Below are 12,197 nucleotides of genomic sequence, written 5' to 3'. Positions count from 1 at the left end.
GTTCATCGCGTCGTCAGGTGATGTGGCTCAGCGCGCGGGCCGCTCGCGCAGCATCCGCCAGGCCGGGACCAGGGCCGAGACGAGCGCGAGCGCCACCGCGCCCGCGGCCGCGGCGAGGAGGAATCCTGGCGGGCCGCTGATGCGGACGCCGCCGGTCAGCGCCAGGCTGGTGGCGGACAGCACGATCCCGGCGACCGCCGCGCCGAGCAGCACTCCGCAGCCCGCGACGACCACGCTCTCCCAGGCGACCAGGGCCAGGACGTTGCGCCGGGTCGCCCCGATCAGCCGGAGCATCGCGAACTCCCCGGTCCGCACGAGCGTCGCCATGACGACCGTGTTGGCCAGCGCGAGGGCCGTGAAGGCGGCGATGAGCGCGCTGAAGAGATAGACCGGCCAGGTCTCGTCCACCGCGCCCGCCGCCCCGGCCTCCTGCACCTGGTCGCGGTCGGCGGCCCGGGCCGAGGGCCAGCGCTGGGCCAGCCGCGCCAGGTCCCGGTCCAGGGAGGGCCGGTGGTCAGGCCCGGTGATCAGGTAGACGGCGTCCAGCAGCGGGTCGGGGGTGTGCGGGCGCAGCACGGCGGCGGGGACGACGAGGTCCGCGAAGCCGAGGGAGCGGTCGAAGCGGGCGCCGATCGTCAGCTCCCGCCGGGTGCCGTCGGGCAGCCGCAGCCGGATGCGCTCGCCGGTCTTCCACCCGTACTCCTTGGCCTGCTCCACGCTGACCGCGACCGCCCGCCCGGCGGTCAGCCCGCGCAGATCCCCGTCCTCGAGGTGGATGTCGAGGGCGCGGGTCACGTTGGCGTCGGCGCCCAGCGCCCGCGCGGTGACGCTCTCCGCCTCGTCGGTGTGCACCGACGTACGCACCCAGGCGGTGCTGGTCGAGGAGACCGCGGCCACGCCCGGCAGCCGCCCCGCCTCCTCGGCGACCCCCTGCGGCAGCCCCTCCGCGTCGTGCGGCAGCAGCACATGACCGGCCGTCAGCCGCTGCCCCGCCCAGTCGGCCGCCACGTTCTGCTGGGTGGTCTGCATGAACAGCGCCGATACGGCGAAGCCGACCATCAGCACGATCGGCACCGCGGCGGCCGCGACCTGGCGCGGCGCGGCCGCGGTGTTGGCCAGCGCGAGCTGCCCGGTGCGCCGGGAGAAGGCCCGTAGGAGCGCTCCCACGAACGGGGTGAGGGGCCGGACCAGCGCGGGGCCGAGCGCGGCCGCCGCGATCAGCAGCGTCAGCACACCGCCGAACGCCAGCCCCGCCCCCGACAGCCCGCCCATCGAGATGCCGAACGCCAGGAACAGCCCGGTGAAGACGAGGAAGGCCAGCCCGGTCAGCAGCCGCGACCGCGGCATCCGCCGCTCCGGCGCCGCCGCCTCGCGCAGCGCCTCGGCCGGGCGCACCCGCGCGGCGCGGCGCGCGGCCGACCAGACGGCGAGCCGGGTGATGACGAGTCCGGCGACGGCGGCCCCGGCCAGCGGCCACGGGCCGACCTCGACCTTCAGCTCCTCCGGCGCGATCCCGAGCGAGACCAGCGCGTCGGCCAGCGGCCCGGCCAGCGCGGCGCCCGCCGGGATGGCGATCAGCCCGCCGACGATCGCGACCAGCAGCGTCTCCCAGCCCAGCATGCGCTTGATCTGACGGGGCGTGGCGCCGACCACCCGCAGCAGCGCGATCTCCTGGTAGCGCTGGAGGATCGCGAAGGCGAAGCCACCCGCCATCACGAACAGGGCGACGAACACGGCCAGCGAGCCCATGGACACCACGAACACCAGGGTGTCGATGAAGAGCACATCGCTGGAGGAGACCTCCGTCTCGCCGGTGTCGGTCAGCACCGTGACCGCCGGGCCCGCCCCGAGCGCCGCGCGCACCCGGCTCGCCACCGCCTCCGGATCGGCGCCCGCGGCGGTGGTCACCGCGATCGCGTGCACCCGGTCGCCGTCCGGGGCGAGCCGGGCGGCGGTGTCCGGCGCGAAGAACAGCGCCGACTGATCCTTCGTCAGCCCGCCGCGCGGCCCGGCGGCGATGCCGCTCAGCCGGTACGCAGCGCGGCCCTCGGCCCCGGTCAGCACGGTGACGGGGCCACCGACCCGCAAGCCCCCGCGGCGCGCCGTGGCCGCGTCCACCACCACCTCGTCGTCCCCCGCCGGGGCCCTGCCCGCGCGCAGCGCGTACGGGGTGACGCGCGCGCTCGCCCAGGAGTGGCCGAAGGACCGGGTGCCCTGCTCGGGGGTGACCGGATGGCCGTCCGAGCCCACCGCCTGCGCGTAGAAGGCCAAGTCCGGGACGGCCGTACGGACGCCCTCCACGCCGCGCACCGTCTCCACCAGCCGGGCCGGGACGGACGGGCGCGGCACCAGCGGCGCCTCCACGTCGCCGAACCCGGGGCGGTGCTCCTTCCCGTCCAGGCCCACGTCGGCGTTGCCCGCGACCACCAGGGACGCCCCGTGGAAGCGGTTCGGCTCGCCGTGGCCGCGCAGCGCGGACTCCAGCAGGATCCCGGCGGAGGTGAGCAGCATCAGGGCCAGCGTCACCGCCGCGAGTGACCCCGCGAACAGGGAACGCCGGGCGCGAAGCGTACTGAAGGCGAGCCGCAGCACGGCGCTCCTCATTTCCAGATTTCGAGATTCGTGTCGACCCAGGAGGGTGTCTCGCCGATCATGCCGGGCTCCCGACGCCGCTGCCGCGCTCGTCGCGCGCAGCGCCTCCCCCAGCTACCGCTGGGAGGTGCCCCCTGCGCTCTCCTCACGCGGGTTGCGAGCCTCCCCCAGCTACCGCTGGGTGGTGCCCCCTGACGCCGCTCGCTGATCCGGCCTGATCGGCAAGACACCCCCTGGGCAGCATCCTCCGCCGGTCTGTCCGAATTCTGTCCGCCGTCTGTCCGTTTGGGCCGTCCGTGTCGGCTGGTCCGGGCCGGTTCGCGGGACAGCCGTACCCCTCCCATGGTCCGATATCACCCATGGAGTTCGAATTACTCGGCGACCTCATGGTTCGTAACGGCTCCGGCATGGCGCTCGTCATCGCCGGAGCGCGGCCGCGCGCCCTGCTGGCCCTGTTGCTGCTGCACGCCCCCTCGGCGGTCAGCACCGGCCGGATCCTGGACGAACTGTGGACGGGGGCACGAGCCAAGGACCCGATGGCGGCCCTCCACACGGCGGTGGCCAAGCTCCGCCGTGCCCTCCAGCCGCACGCCCCCGGCCTGGTGGTCACGGGCCCCGCGGGCTACCGGCTGGACCTGACCGGGCACACGGTCGATGTGCGGCTGCTGGACGGGGAGTTGGCCCGCGCCCGCGCCACCGAGGACCCCGGCCGCCGGGCGGCACTGCTGCGCGCCGCGCTCGACCGGTGGTCCGGGACCCCGCTCGCCGGGCTGCCCGCACTGCCGTTCGTCCAGGCGGAGCGGGACAGGCTGGAGGCGCTGCGGCTCACCGTCCTCGAGGAGCGCGCCGACGCCGAACTCGCCGCGCACGCCGCGGCGGGCGGGGCGACCGGGGGAGCGGCCGGTGGAGCGGATCCGGCCGATCTGGTCGAGGCGCTGCGGGCCGCCGCCCGGGCCGACCCGGACCGGGAGCGGCTGCACGCCCTGCTCATCCGCACCCTCCAGGCCTGCGGCCGGCAGGCCGAGGCGCTCGGCGTGTACCGGGCGGCGCGCGCCGATCTGCGCGAGCGGCTCGGCATCGAGCCGGGCCCCGAGATGCGCGCCGCCCAGCAGGCCGTCCTGCGCGGCTTCTCCGGTACGAGTACGGGCACGGGAACGGCGACGGGTACGGGGACCGCGACGGCGACCGGCACCGCGACCGGGACGGTGCGCGCGCGGCGCGGCCCCGCGGCCGATGCGACCGCGTCCGGCGCCGACTTCGTCGGGCGCGGCCCCGAACTCGCCGCGGTCGCCGCCCAGCTGGCCGAGGCCCGGCTGGTCACCGTGACCGGCACCGCGGGCATCGGCAAGACCCGGCTGTCCCTGGCCGCCGCCGCCCGCGAACAGGAGGCCGGTGCCACCGTCTGGCGGGTGGACCTGGTGCCCTGCTCACCCGCCGACGTACCCGGCGCCGTCGCCGCGGCCCTGGGCATCGCGCCCGGCCCCGCCGAAACCCTCGCCGACCGGATGCGGCTCGCCATCGACCGCGCCCCCCGGTGCCTGCTGCTCCTCGACAACTGCGAACACCTCACCGAGGCCGCCGCGGACCTCACGGCGCGCCTGCTCGACGCCTGCCCCCGGCTGCGGGTGCTGGCCACCAGCCGGGAAGGGCTCGGCGTCGCCGGGGAATCCCGGCTCGCCCTGCGGCCGCTGACCGACCAGGACGCCATCCGGCTCTTCCTCGACCGGCTCGCCAGGGTCTCCCCGCCCGCCGCCCGCGCCGCCCACTGGGACGAGGTCCGCGACCTGTGCGAGGCCGTGGACCGGCTTCCGCTCGGCATCGAACTCGTCGCCCCCAAGGCCGCGTCCACCCCGCTGCCCGTCATCGTCCGCCAGCTCCGCACCCGCCGCGGGCTGCTGGAGGTGCCGCTGCGCTCGGCCGACGCCCGCCACGGCACCCTGCGCGCCGCCCTCGACTGGAGCTACCGCCTCATCACCGACGAGGAGCGGGAGGTGTGGCGGTCGGTGTCGGTGTTCGCCGCGCCCTTCACCGTCGACGCCGCGGAGGCGGTCGCCGGGCCCGGCGCGGGCGACACCCTCGCCCTGCTCGCCGAGAAGTCGCTGCTGGTCTACGACCCCGGCCCCGGCAGCCCCCGCTACCGCATGCTGGTCTCGTTGCGCCAGTACGCCCGGCAGGCGCTCGCCGAGCGCGGCGAGGAGACCGGCTGCTTACGCCGCCACGCCGACTGGGTCGCCGCGCTCGCGCACCGCACCGACGCCGCGCTGCGCACCGGCAGCGGTCCGGCCGCCTTCGCCGAGATGACCGCCGTGACCCCCGAAGTGGCCTGCTGCCTGGACTGGCTCCAGGACAGCGCCGACCCCGCCGACCGGCTGCTCGGCTCCCGCATCGCCACCCATCTCTCCCTCTACTGGATGGCCGCGGGCCAGCGCCAGGAGGGTCACCGGCGGCTGCTGCGGGCCCTGGAGTCCACCCCGCCCACGGCCGATTGGTATGCCGAGACCCTGGCCTGGTGCGGCTGGCTGGGCGTCAACATCCGCCGCGCCGGGGACGACGACGAACTGCTCCGCCAGGCCCTGCCCGCCGCCGAGAAGCGCGGCGACCCCGCCGTGGTGACCCTGGTCGGAGCGCTCGCCCTCACCGCCCACGTCCGCCAGGAGCGGCTGGCCGAGGCGCGCGAGGTGGCCCGGGCGACCGCCTCCGCCCTCGACGAGCACGGCCACCGCTGGGAAACCGGGGTGTGGCAGCTGTTCCACAGCGAACTCCTGGTCGCCGAGGACGAACGGCGCGCCGCTCTCACCTCCGCCATGACCGCCCGGGAGCTGCTGACCACCCTCGACCCGCACTCCGCCGCCACCGCGCAGATCATGACCGGCATGGCGTACGAGCGGCTGGGCGAGCGCGCCCTGTCGGTGCGCGCCTTCCGCGCCGCCCACGACGAACTGCGGCTCATCGGCGCCGAACACGAGGCCGCCTACGTCAAGGCGGTGCTCGCCTGTGCGGCCGCCGGTGACGGCGACTGGGACGACGCCACCTCCTTCGCCGACGCCCTGGAGACCTACGCCCGCGAGAGCGCCGAGGGCTATCTGCTGGCCAAGGTGGAGACCGTACGGGCGCTGGCCGCCCGCGCCCGCGGCGACCTCGACCAGGCCGAGCGGCTGCATCTGCGCGCCTCCGAGCGCTATCGATCCGACAACCGCCCCGAATGCGCCGCCCATGACCTCACCATGCTCGGCGTGGTCGCGGCCGAGCGCGGCGAAGCGGTGCTCGCCCAGGTCCGCTGGGAACACGCGCTGCGCACCGCCCGCCTGTCCGGCCGCCGCTACGCCGAGGCATTGCCGCTGCGCGGCCTGATCGCCCTGCGCGAGGCCCAGGGCGACGAGACGGCCGCCGCCGAGCTGCGCGAGCGGCTGGCGCACACGGTCCGCGAGGCATCGCCGTCGCGCACCACCGAGTGCCCGTTCCACCTCGCGGTCACCTCGATCGCGTGCGACGAGACCGCCCGCGCCCTGCCGGGTGGTTGACGGCCCCGGCGTCCGTTGTCAGTGGTGCGTGCGAAGGTGGCGACACCTGGGGGAAGCACAACAAAGGGAGGGCAACCGCCATGGGCTGGCACAGGGAGCTGCTGATCGGTTTCGATCTGGAGACGACGGGCACCGATCCGCGCACGGCACGGATCGTGACGGCCGCGGTGGTCGAGGTGCGCGGCGGGGAGCCGATCGGACGGCGCGAGTGGCTGGCCGCGCCGGAAGTGCCCATTCCGGACGATGCGGTGGCGGTGCACGGGATCACCAACGAGCGGGCGGCGGCCGGTCGGCCCATACGCGAGGTGGCCGACGAGATCGCGGACGTGCTGGTGGCGCACTGGCGCACGGGCGCGCCGGTGGTGGCGTACAACGCGGCGTTCGATCTGAGCCTGCTCGCCGCCGAGTTGGACCGCCACGGGCTGCGCTCGCTGAGCGAGCGGCTGGGCGGCGCGCCCACCGGCCCGGTCGTGGATCCGTACACGATAGACCGCGCCGTCGACCGCTACCGCAAGGGCAAGCGCACGCTGGAGGCGGTCTGCGGGGAGTACGGGGTCGCGCACGAGCGCGCCCACGAGGCCGGGGCGGACGCCCTCGCCGCGGTGCGCGTCGCCCGCGCGCTCGCCGAGCGGCACCGGGAGGTCGCCGGTCTGGAGCTGTGGGATCTGCACCACAAGCAGGTGGGGTGGTACGCGCACTGGGCCGCCGACTTCCAGTCCTGGCTGCGCCGCAAGGGCACCCCGGACGCGGTCGTGGACGGCAGCTGGCCGCTGCGCGAGGCGCGGGCGGCGGTCGGGTAGTCCCGGCGGCACCGATGAGTTCCCGCCGCCCGGCCGGTCCGTACTGGTGAGGGGGAGCGGACCGAAGAAGGAGAGCCACCGATGACCGACCAGACCTCACGTATCGACCTCGGCCCCGCGGCCCAGCGGGTGACGGTGCTGCTCAGCGGCGTCTCGGACGATCAGCTGGGGGCGCCCACGCCCTGCTCGGCCTACTCCGTTGGAGATCTGCTCGACCACTTCATGGGGCTGGCCACCGGCATGCGCCAGGCCGCCGAGAAGCAGTCCGGAGGGGATCCCGGTCTCGGGCAGGCCGAGAGCCTGGACCCCGACTGGCGCCGGGAGCTGCCCCGGCGGCTGGAGGCGATGGCCGCCGCTTGGCGGGACCCGGCCGCCTGGGAGGGCAGCACCCAGGCCGGTGGTGTCACCCTGCCCGCCGAGGCCATGGGCGTCGTCGCGCTGGACGAGCTGGTGATCCACGGCTGGGACCTCGCCCGCGCCACCGGGCAGCCCTACGACTGCGATCCGGACAGCGCCGAGGCGATCATCGGGTGGCTGTCGTCGTTCCCCGACGAGGAGCGGCCGAAGGAGATCTTCGGTTCCGTCGTCGCGGTGCCCGAGGGCGCGTCCGCGCTGGACCGCGCCGTCGCGCTCAGCGGCCGCGACCCCGCCTGGACGGCGTGAGCCGGCCCGGCCGGTCAGAACGTGAACCAGCGCACCGCCGGATCGCCGTTGCGCAGCGAGTCCACCCGGCGGCGGAATTCGGCCCGCGCGGCCGGGCTGTCCGGCGCGTGCTGGGCCACCCACGCACAGCTCGCCGTCTCCCGCGCGCCGCGCAGCACGGCGCATCCGGACCACTCCCGGACGTCCCAGCCGTACGCCGTGGCGAACTCGTCGTACGCCTCCGGGCCGAGCCCGTAGCGGTGCCAGGACAGGGCCATCACGACGAGATCGTGCTCCCGCAGATCGGAGGAGAAGGTCTCCAGGTCGATCAGCACCGGACCGTCCGGGCCGATGTGCACGTTGCGCGGCAGCGCGTCGCCGTGAATCGGTCCGGGCGTGAGCCGTGGGGTCAGCTCGGCGGTGGCCGCCGCGATGTCGTCCCGGCGGGCCCGCAGATACGCGGCGTCCGCCGGATCGATCGCGTCCCCGGCCAGCCGCAGCCACCGCTCGACCCCGCCCAGCAGATCGCGCCGCGGCAGGACGAGGTCCGGCGGCGGCTGCGGCAGGGCGTGCACCTGTCGCAGCAGCGCGGCGAGATCGCCCGGTTCGACGAGGCGCGCGGCCGGGGGCAGCCGCTGCCAGAAGGTGACGAGGTGGCCGTCGTGCGCGAGGGGCTGTTCCGTGGCGAATCGGTGGTCCGGGCGCACCGCGGGCACCCCCTCCCGGGCCAGCCAGTCGGCGACCCTGGCCTCCCGCTCCGCCCGTTCCCGTACGGCGAGGTCACGGCTGATCCGGACCACCAGGTCCAGGCTGTCGACGGCGAAGACGGCGTTCTCGCCGAGCGCCAGCAGCCGGGCCCCGGCGGCGTCGCCGGTGCCGTGCGGCAGCGCGGCGGTGAGCACCGCCCGCGCCCGCTCCTCCGTGAATCCCGCGTCCGCCACGCCGTCACCCTCCACTGTCTGCTGCCGATTTCGATGTGGGCCGCCCAGGACTCCGGTCAGGCGGTCACGCCCGGAACGGACGGCGCGGCGCCGGCCGGGCGGAACTCCTCGCCGTCGCCGGGCGGTCCGGGCGCGGGTTCCTCCGCGGGGCACCCGTCGTCGGGTGCGCTGGCCGGGGCGCCGTCGGCGTCCGGCGCCCCCGTCACCCGCAGGCCCACCTCCGTCACCGTCAGGCCGAGGCGTTCCGTCGCCGTGGTGGCCGGCGACGCCCGGGGGCGGGCCGCTGTCGCCCGGAGGGGCTCGGCGGCCGGAGCCGTGGGGTCAGCCGAGGCCGGAACGTCCGCATCGATCCGCAGTGGCCCCGGCGGCACCGCGCTCGGCGGAGGCGGCACGACGGGGTCGTGCGACGCGTCCGGATCGACCCGTGAGATCCGCGGCCGGCCCAGCCGTGCCCCGCCCGTGAAGTCGGCCGCACGGCGCAGGCCCGGGGCGGCCGCCCCCTCCGTGATCCACGCGCCGTCGCGCGGGCCGCCCAGGGGAAGCACGCTGCCGGGCTCGATCTGCTGCCGTACCACGTTCGCCCATCCCTCCACCGTCATCGCTCCAGCCTGCCCCATCCCCGGCGCGCGACCCGTGCCGCGCCCCGCCGTCCATCGGCAGCGTGCCGCCGGTCAGACAGGACGCGGCGGGCGACAGCGGGAATGCCGCCGTCCGGCCGAACTCCTCCGGCGTTCCCTACCGGCGCAGCGGGATGCGACTCCAGCCGGCCGACCACACGGATGCCGCGGGGACCCCCACGGCGTTCGGGCCCCTCCCGCGGTCAGCCCGGCCCCGTCCCCGCCACCGTGCCCCCGCTGCCCGAGAAGATGACGCCGGGGTCGGACGGGGTCTGGTTCAGAACCCACAGCCCGATCAGGGTGGCGAGCGTGAAGACGACCGTGATCAGGACGACGAGGACGAGCCGGCGCCGGCGTTCGCGGCGCAGCCAGTCGCCGCGGGCGGTGCGGTACGCGTCGGGCGCGGGCCGCACCCCGCCGGCCAGCGCCTCCAGCGCGGTGCGCAGTTCCTCTTCGGTGCGGTCCTCGGCCGTACGGTCCTCGGCCGTACGGTCCGAAGAGGCACCCGGTTTGGTATCCGGACTGGTGTCCGGAGAGATGTCGTTCATCGCCGGGCCTCCATCGCCTGGGTCAGTGCGGCGAGGCCGCGGGCCGTGTGGGTCTTGACCGAGCCGGAGGAGATGCCCATCGCGTCGGCGATCTCGCTCTCCTTCAGCCCGAGCCAGTGGCGCAGGACGAGCGCCTCGCGCTGCCGGGCGGGCAGGTGCTGCAACGCGTCGATCAGCACGCGCTGGTCGTCGTGGAGCAGCGCGGTGCTCTCCGCGGAGGCGACGAGCTCGTCCGGCGTCACCTCCACGTGCTTGCGGGCGACCTGGAGGTGCCGTATCCGCATCCGCGTCAGATTGCAGACCGTGGAGCGCAGATACGCTTCGGCCGCCTCGACGTCCCGTAGCCGCCGCCACTTCCGGTAGATCTGGTAGTACGCTTCGGCCACCACGTTCTCCGGGTCGTCGGCGCCGAGCAGCACGGCCAGGCGCAGCATCGACGAGTAGTGCAGCGCGAACAGCCGGGCCAGACCAGCCTCGCGTTCCAGCTCCTCCGGGTCGGTCACCGTGGGGGACAGCGGTTCGGTGGCCGGCCGCGGGACGTGCGGCTCACGTACAGGCATCGGGGATCTGCGTCTCACGGGTTGTTCGCTCCCGTCTCGGGGCGCCGCCTGACGGTCAGGCGGGACGGTAGGCCGGTCAGGTCGGCGCCACGCGGGACGCCGAGGCGTTCGAGGGCCGCGGTGCCCACCACGGCCACGATCAGATTGAGGGCGAGGGCGGCCAGGCCCGCGTAGACCTCCAGCGGCTGGTCGGCGGGGCCGAACGGCACGATCGACGAGAACCCCTCCCGCACCACCAGGAACGTTCCGCCCGCCATGCCCACGGCCCACCCGGCGAGCAGCGCCCGCGGATGCAGCCGCCCGGTGAAGAGGCCCACGGCGACCGCGGGGAAGATCTGTAGGATCCACACGCCGCCGAGGAGCTGGAGGTTGACGGCGTCCTGGTCGCGCAGCCCGAACACGAACGCCACAGCCCCCACCTTCGCCGTCAGCGACACCGCCTTGGCGATGCGCACCTGCCGCTTGGGCGTGGCCGTCGGGTGGACGTACTCGACGTACACGTTCCGCACGAAGCTCGTGGCGGCCGCGATCGACATCACGGCGGCCGGGACCAGCGCGCCCACGGTGATGGCCCCGAACACCAGCCCGGCCAGCGGCCCCGGCATCAGCCGGTCCACCAGCATCGGCACCGCGGCCTCGGCTCCGCCCGCGGGCGCCCGCACACCCGTGGCCAGCGCCGCGATACCGAGGAAGCCGAAGAGCGCGAGCAGCCCCGTCCAGGCGGGCAGCGCCACCGTGGCCTTGCGCAGGGTGCGCGGACCGTCCGCGGCGAAGGCGGCCGTGAGGACGTGCGGGTACATCAGCAGGGCCAGCGCCGACCCCAGGGCGAGCGTGGCGTAGGCGGGCTGCTGCTCGGGTGACAGCAGGAGCGCGGAGTCGGCCGGGCCCGGCCCGCCGAGCCGCCGCGCCGCGCCCTCGAAGACCGGGCCCGGCCCGCCGAGCCGCTCCAGGACCAGCCAGCACACGGCGGTCAGCGACACGAACACGGCCACCGCCTTGAGCGCCGAGATCACGGTCGGCGCGCGCAGCCCGTGCCGGTACGTGGCGACGGCGAGCCCCGCGAACAGCGCCACCATCACCAGGTCCCCGGCCGCGCCCCTCGGGTACACGCCCCCGGCGGTCAGCACCGCGCGTATGCCGAGCAGCTGCAACGCCAGATACGGCATCGTCGCGAGGATCCCGGTCAGCCCCACCGCCAGCGCCAGCGGCGGCGAACCGTACCGCCCGCGCACGAAGTCGGCCGCCGTGACGTACCCGTGGCGGCGGGCCACTTTCCAGAGCCGGCTCAGCAGCACGAAGGCGAGCTGACAGACGATCACCGTGTACGGCACCGCGAAGAAGGCAGGCGCGCCGTTGCCGTACGCGAGACCCGGGACGGCGGTGAAGGTGTACGCGGTGAAGATCGTGCCGCCGAGCAGCAGCCAGGTCCACACCGGGCCCAGACTCCGGTCGGCGAGCGCCCAGCCCTCCAGCGAGGGCAGCCGGTCGGTGGGGCGCAGACGGCGCGCGGTGACGGCGAGCAGCGACGCCCCGCCGATCACGGCGAGGAACGTCGTGGTCATGGCGCCATCCGCCATGGGTCACCGTCCTTGGTGTGCCTGGGCCCTCGCCTGTTGGTTGCGCGGCCGGCCGGTCCGGAGGACAGGAAACTGACGGGAAATGTTCTGGACATTCGTTGTCAACCAGGCGTGGCAGGTGGGCAACTCTTGCACAGACCGACAGCGATCGGGAGAGGAGATCAGCTCATGGCACGGACCGGGTACCACCGGCTACGGCGCGTCGCCGCCCTGCTGCTCCTTCTCGCGCCCGCGGCAGGGCTGCTGTGGGTCCCCTGGTACGCCGGTGCGAGCCCGCGGCTGGCCGGGATGCCGTTCTTCTACTGGTACCAGCTGGCCTGGGTGCCGGGATGCGGGCTGTGCTTGCTCGTCGCGTACGTGCTGACCAGGCACGACCGTCGTCACGATCCCTGAGCCCGC

The 12,197-nt window shown here is 75.3% G+C and carries 10 protein-coding genes and 1 pseudogene; 4 read left to right on the top strand and 7 right to left on the bottom strand.

Features of this window, described 5'->3' with window-relative positions; genetic code table 11:
• Positions 1-27: 27 nt before the first annotated feature.
• Entirely contained in the window at positions 28-2,604 is a 2,577-nt protein-coding gene (locus LCH29_RS13460) for an ABC transporter permease (protein ID WP_446461947.1), read from the bottom strand.
• Positions 2,605-2,951: 347 nt separating this feature from the next.
• Here LCH29_RS13460 and LCH29_RS13455 point away from each other — a divergent pair, with 347 nt between their 5' ends.
• The 3 genes from LCH29_RS13455 to LCH29_RS13445 all read left to right on the top strand — a co-directional run bounded on the left by LCH29_RS13455 (position 2,952) and on the right by LCH29_RS13445 (position 7,576).
• On the top strand, positions 2,952-6,113 hold the full coding sequence (locus LCH29_RS13455) for an AfsR/SARP family transcriptional regulator (protein ID WP_446461946.1): 3,162 nt from the start codon (positions 2,952-2,954) through the stop codon (positions 6,111-6,113).
• An 80-nt stretch (positions 6,114-6,193) separates the two neighbouring features.
• Positions 6,194-6,913 (top strand): exonuclease domain-containing protein, encoded by a 720-nt coding sequence (locus LCH29_RS13450; protein WP_446461945.1) that lies wholly within the window; start codon positions 6,194-6,196, stop codon positions 6,911-6,913.
• An 81-nt stretch (positions 6,914-6,994) separates the two neighbouring features.
• The gene (locus LCH29_RS13445; RefSeq protein ID WP_446461944.1) at positions 6,995-7,576 is read left to right on the top strand and encodes a TIGR03086 family metal-binding protein; all 582 of its coding nucleotides are present in this window, start codon (positions 6,995-6,997) and stop codon (positions 7,574-7,576) included.
• 14 nt (positions 7,577-7,590) lie between these two features.
• Here the strand turns inward: LCH29_RS13445 and LCH29_RS13440 are convergent, their stop codons facing one another.
• From LCH29_RS13440 to LCH29_RS13415, 6 genes and pseudogenes are all read right to left on the bottom strand, one after another.
• On the bottom strand, positions 7,591-8,496 hold the full coding sequence (locus LCH29_RS13440) for a phosphotransferase enzyme family protein (RefSeq protein ID WP_446461943.1): 906 nt from the start codon (positions 8,494-8,496) through the stop codon (positions 7,591-7,593).
• Positions 8,497-8,552: 56 nt separating this feature from the next.
• A complete protein-coding gene (locus LCH29_RS13435; protein WP_446462089.1) occupies positions 8,553-9,095 on the bottom strand; it encodes a nucleopolyhedrovirus P10 family protein in 543 nt (180 codons plus the stop codon).
• 31 nt (positions 9,096-9,126) lie between these two features.
• Positions 9,127-9,258, bottom strand: a pseudogene (locus LCH29_RS13430) (SDR family oxidoreductase); the annotation flags it as partial.
• A gap of 58 nt (positions 9,259-9,316) precedes the next feature.
• Positions 9,317-9,661: a hypothetical protein gene (locus LCH29_RS13425; RefSeq protein WP_446461942.1), complete on the bottom strand. Its 345-nt coding sequence runs from the start codon at positions 9,659-9,661 to the stop codon at positions 9,317-9,319.
• Positions 9,658-10,221 (bottom strand): SigE family RNA polymerase sigma factor, encoded by a 564-nt coding sequence (locus tag LCH29_RS13420; RefSeq protein WP_446461941.1) that lies wholly within the window; start codon positions 10,219-10,221, stop codon positions 9,658-9,660. The genes LCH29_RS13425 and LCH29_RS13420 overlap by 4 nt, the downstream gene beginning before the upstream one ends.
• A 14-nt stretch (positions 10,222-10,235) precedes the next feature.
• Positions 10,236-11,798, bottom strand: a complete 1,563-nt coding sequence (locus LCH29_RS13415) for a sodium:solute symporter family protein (protein WP_446461940.1) — start codon at positions 11,796-11,798, stop codon at positions 10,236-10,238.
• A gap of 168 nt (positions 11,799-11,966) precedes the next feature.
• Here LCH29_RS13415 and LCH29_RS13410 point away from each other — a divergent pair, with 168 nt between their 5' ends.
• A complete protein-coding gene (locus LCH29_RS13410; RefSeq protein ID WP_446461939.1) occupies positions 11,967-12,191 on the top strand; it encodes a DUF3311 domain-containing protein in 225 nt (74 codons plus the stop codon).
• The last annotated feature ends 6 nt before the right edge of the window (positions 12,192-12,197 follow it).

Source organism: Streptomyces sp. BRA346 (assembly GCF_052851135.1).
This window is presented reverse-complemented; position numbering and strand designations above follow the sequence as displayed.

Coding starts and splice junctions, on each gene's coding strand:
- LCH29_RS13435 (WP_446462089.1), bottom strand. CDS start 9,095: ATGACGGTGGAGGGATGGGCGAACGTGGTACGGCAGCAGATCGAGCCC.
- LCH29_RS13455 (WP_446461946.1), top strand. CDS start 2,952: ATGGAGTTCGAATTACTCGGCGACCTCATGGTTCGTAACGGCTCCGGC.
- LCH29_RS13445 (WP_446461944.1), top strand. CDS start 6,995: ATGACCGACCAGACCTCACGTATCGACCTCGGCCCCGCGGCCCAGCGG.
- LCH29_RS13450 (WP_446461945.1), top strand. CDS start 6,194: ATGGGCTGGCACAGGGAGCTGCTGATCGGTTTCGATCTGGAGACGACG.
- LCH29_RS13410 (WP_446461939.1), top strand. CDS start 11,967: ATGGCACGGACCGGGTACCACCGGCTACGGCGCGTCGCCGCCCTGCTG.
- LCH29_RS13420 (WP_446461941.1), bottom strand. CDS start 10,221: ATGCCTGTACGTGAGCCGCACGTCCCGCGGCCGGCCACCGAACCGCTG.
- LCH29_RS13415 (WP_446461940.1), bottom strand. CDS start 11,798: ATGGCGGATGGCGCCATGACCACGACGTTCCTCGCCGTGATCGGCGGG.
- LCH29_RS13425 (WP_446461942.1), bottom strand. CDS start 9,661: ATGAACGACATCTCTCCGGACACCAGTCCGGATACCAAACCGGGTGCC.
- LCH29_RS13460 (WP_446461947.1), bottom strand. CDS start 2,604: ATGAGGAGCGCCGTGCTGCGGCTCGCCTTCAGTACGCTTCGCGCCCGG.